At 40.0% G+C, this 3,821-nt stretch carries 5 protein-coding genes; 4 read left to right on the top strand and 1 reads right to left on the bottom strand.

Features of this window, described 5'->3' with window-relative positions:
* From ACED29_RS20900 to ACED29_RS20885, 4 genes are all read left to right on the top strand, one after another.
* On the top strand, positions 1-563 hold a 563-nt coding region (locus ACED29_RS20900), incomplete at its 5' end, for a transposase (RefSeq protein ID WP_371698647.1).
* Between the two features lie 25 nt (positions 564-588).
* Complete coding sequence (locus ACED29_RS20895) at positions 589-1,419, top strand: transposase (protein WP_371698646.1); 831 nt, start codon at positions 589-591, stop codon at positions 1,417-1,419.
* A 331-nt stretch (positions 1,420-1,750) separates the two neighbouring features.
* Entirely contained in the window at positions 1,751-2,773 is a 1,023-nt protein-coding gene (locus tag ACED29_RS20890) for a hypothetical protein (protein WP_371698645.1), read from the top strand.
* 116 nt (positions 2,774-2,889) lie between these two features.
* Entirely contained in the window at positions 2,890-3,138 is a 249-nt protein-coding gene (locus ACED29_RS20885) for a hypothetical protein (protein ID WP_351015779.1), read from the top strand.
* Positions 3,139-3,253: 115 nt separating this feature from the next.
* Here the strand turns inward: ACED29_RS20885 and ACED29_RS20880 are convergent.
* On the bottom strand, positions 3,254-3,821 hold a 568-nt coding region (locus tag ACED29_RS20880), incomplete at its 5' end, for a group II intron maturase-specific domain-containing protein (RefSeq protein WP_371698644.1).

Genomic DNA, 3,821 nt, shown 5'->3' with positions numbered 1-3,821 from the left:
AAAACAAACTCGATTTATCGGGGTTTGATGCCTGGTATCACAATGATAAAACGGGCGCCACAGCGTATTCATCGGCTGTGATGTTGAAGATTATTTTACTCGGGTATGCGCATGGTTTAATAAGTAGTCGGCGTATTGCTAAGGCGTGTGAAAACAATATTTTGTTCATGAGCGTATCGGGTGACGTTCAACCCCATTACACATCTATAGCAAGTTTTGTGGCTAAAATGCACGAACAAATAGAGCCACTGTTTACCCAAGTGCTGATGATTTGTGACGAAGAGGACTTGATAGGTCTTAACATGTTTGCCATCGATGGTTGTAAGTTAAAGTCAAATGCGAGCAAAGAATGGAGCGGTACGCTCGATGAGCTCGGCCGTAAAAAAACGAAATTAGCGCGGGCAAGCAAACGCATTCTTGAGCGTCATCAAGCCCAAGATGGATTGAATGAAGAGCTCGTCACACAAGAATTAAAGCAAAAAGACAAGTTGGATAAAAGTGCGGATAAAATTACGGCATTCCTCGCAAAAGATAGGCAGTCAAGGCAAGCCTGTCAAAAGTAATATCACCGACCCTGACAGCGCAAAGATGACGACATCCAAAGGCACCATTCAAGGCTACAATGGTATTGCGATAAACGATGATAAACATCAAATTATCTTACAAGCACAAACGTGGGGTTCGGTCAGTGAACAACAAACGCTTCAGCCCGCAGTCACACAATTAAAACAACAACTGGATAAACTCAATACAGATAAATCCTCAAGCGAACACACCATAAAATTCACAGCAGACAGCGGGTTCAACAGCGAAGCTAATCTGGCATTTATGGCGCAAAGTGGCTTTGATACCTACATCGCAGATAACCAATTTAGAAAACGAAACCCGTTGTTTAAAGACAGTGAAACTTACGAAACCGAACAAGAGAAGCGCAGATTAAAACGATGTAACGGCAAGCCACGATGTTTTACCTCTGATGACTTTCATTATGACGAAGCAACGCAAACCTGCCGATGTCCGGCAGGGAATGAGATGTGGCGAAGCGGCATCAATGTTAAAAGCCATCATCAAGAATACACCCGATTCTGCGGTTATTTAAAAGATTGCAAAATCTGTCCGCTGCAACAGCAATGTATGCGAAAACCGCCGATAAAAACGGGGCGGCAGGTGCAGTTTAAAAATGATGATTCACGAAAAAAACTGAGTTACACCGACAAGATGAAAGTGAAAATAGACAGCCCAATGGGGCGACGGCAGTATAGCAAGCGACTGGGTTGCATTGAGCCTGTGTTCGGGAATATTACCGTTAACAAAGGCATGAATAAATTGACCTTACGCGGCCAAGTCAAAGTTAATGCTCAGTGGCAACTGTATTGCCTTGTTCACAACATAGAAAAGCTGCAACACGTGATGCACTAAGAAGGGTAAGCTTTTTTTACCTCAAAAAGCGCTCCCAACCCGCTTCGAAATCACCCTAAAGACCCCAACAGTTCTGTATTTCAAGTAATAATCTAGAAGCCACTAAACGATTGAACCAAAATAGGAACTCAGATATTGTTGGTGCATTAATCAAAATAAATTTTAAAACGAGTAATTCTACAGGCTCGTTAGTTGCTTGCGATAAAACTATTTTCGGAGTTTGTCGATAGTTAGAAAATGTTACTTTATTAACAGTTACTTATTGAGTACAATCTCAGGCGATTTTGTTGTGAATTCAATAAAATCACAATGGAAATTAAAGGATTAAAACATGGATGCACCGCCTAGTACACAAAATAAAGCAATACATCTAGTTGAAAAACAGATGCCTGTTGATCAACTTATTATGATTATGTACAACTCTCCCTCCGAGAATACTTACAAACATTTTAAAATGGTTAATTCCCATATTAAGAATGGAATTGTTCAAGTAGGACAGGTGGTATTGCTATCTCCAGCAGATGCTCAAGAATGCACAATTGAGGAAGCTGAATTTTTAAATGTCGCTAAAGCAGTTGATTTAACTTTATTAAAATTGAGCAACTCTGAAAAGCAATTGCTAGTAAATAGATATGAGTTTTTCTCAAATATTGCTAGTTATAACGGCTTATTGATAGGCGTAAGCAATACCGCGTGGAATGCACATACAGCCCAAGTTAAATCTATTTTGAAAGATATAGAGCGCACCTATGTTACTAGTTATAAATCAAGCGGTAACCTACATAATAAGAATTTTTTCACCCAACGTAAAATACAATTTGCTAGATTGGATGCAGCATTAAGTCGTTTTGGACAACCAAGTTTAGGTGGAAAACTTGTGGCTGGTGATATCCGCAGTAATTTGGGACTAAGCAGTAAAAGCATCATTCATCAGTGGAATAAGCAGCCTGCAAATGCCACAACTGTACCCAACTTTCATAAGAACTATGCAGTAGTAGCTGAAATGTCACGTAATTTGAAACGTGTAGGATATTTAGGAATTATGCTAACAGGTGTTGATGCAGTATCTAACATTCAAAAAGCTTGTACCGTTGGTGATGATTCTCAATGTAGTAAATCGAAATATACCCAAACAGGGAAGGCTGCTGGTAGTATTGGTGGTGGGGCTTTGGGTGGGTTAGTTGCTTATGGCGGCTGTAACATTATATTTGGTGCACCAAGTGCAGGAACCAGCCTCTTTTGGTGTTCTTTAGTCGTTGGTGCTGGTACTGGTTTTGTCGGTGGGAAGTATGGGGGCTCTGGAGGAGAGTATTTAGGTGAAGAGATCTATAAATCAAAGAGTATGATTCGTTGATATTCAGTAATTTAAGTTTGACAACTCAAATATCACTCATCTTGTTTTGTGCAGGAATATGCCTACTTATTACGAGTGTATTACTTATTCTTTTTATAAAAAAAAAATGGCTACCCATGGTTGAGGATATTATTGATGATAACTATTATTCGTTTTCATTGAATATATTCTCAGCAACTTTAGGTGTTTCACGTTACGGACTTATATTTCAATTTTATTGGCAGGCAAAACGTTGTGATAGATTAAAACAAAGAGATAAAGTACCTAAAGAAGTCCAAAAGTTATTTATTGCCAGTAATGTTATACAGTTACTTAGTTTTATAGTCTTTTTTAGCGGTATTGTTATTATTAATATTTATAAATAATCTAACCTATCATCTCTAACGCTGTTGCAACTAATCGGGTAGCCGGAGGTATTTAGCCTCCATCCCCCACACGACTCTGCATGCGGCTCCGCACAGGGCGGTTCATTTAGAACCCCTAACTAGCTTTCTGGTTAGGATAATGAACTGCGATCCATCCATCTCTTAGTGAATATAATCCTGCTTTCTTCAGATACTCATTACTCAACGCTTGCTGTATCCCCGGTGTTTTAGAGCTACGCCAAGGGCCCTTGCTTATGATCCCACAAGCAACAGCGGCTTGGATCCTGACGCCACGCTTAAGTAAATTCTGTACCTTGGTCCGTGGTTTTCTCCACTGACGCCAGTAGCACATACGAACACGACGACGGATCCAATGGTCTAAATCCATACACCCTTGATAAGCGTTAGCGATGCCAAAGTAGTTGATCCAACCTTGCATGTATTGACGCACTTTAAACAGCTGATAACTCATACTCACGCCCCAATTTCGGTTCGTTAGTCGTCTCATCTTTTGTTTGAAAATGTGCAATGTTTTAGCATGCCACTGGATCTTTCCTCGGTTAAATGTAAAACCTAGGAACTTGCTTTGACCTACCTTAACCACTTGGCTTTTCTGTTCATTAACAACCAGTTTTAGCTTAGTGGCCAGATATTGAGTAATGCTCTTGAGTACCCGATCTCCC

Source organism: Shewanella sp. 5S214, from assembly GCF_041439795.1.
GTDB lineage: Bacteria > Pseudomonadota > Gammaproteobacteria > Enterobacterales > Shewanellaceae > Shewanella > Shewanella vesiculosa.
The sequence above is the reverse complement of the archived record's forward strand: the minus strand, read 5'-3'. Positions and strand labels throughout refer to the sequence as shown.

Excerpts from the sequence above, each read along its gene's own strand:
- ACED29_RS20895 (WP_371698646.1), top strand. The coding sequence starts at position 589 with ATGACGACATCCAAAGGCACCATTCAAGGCTACAATGGTATTGCGATA.
- ACED29_RS20890 (WP_371698645.1), top strand. The coding sequence starts at position 1,751 with ATGGATGCACCGCCTAGTACACAAAATAAAGCAATACATCTAGTTGAA.
- ACED29_RS20885 (WP_351015779.1), top strand. The coding sequence starts at position 2,890 with ATGGTTGAGGATATTATTGATGATAACTATTATTCGTTTTCATTGAAT.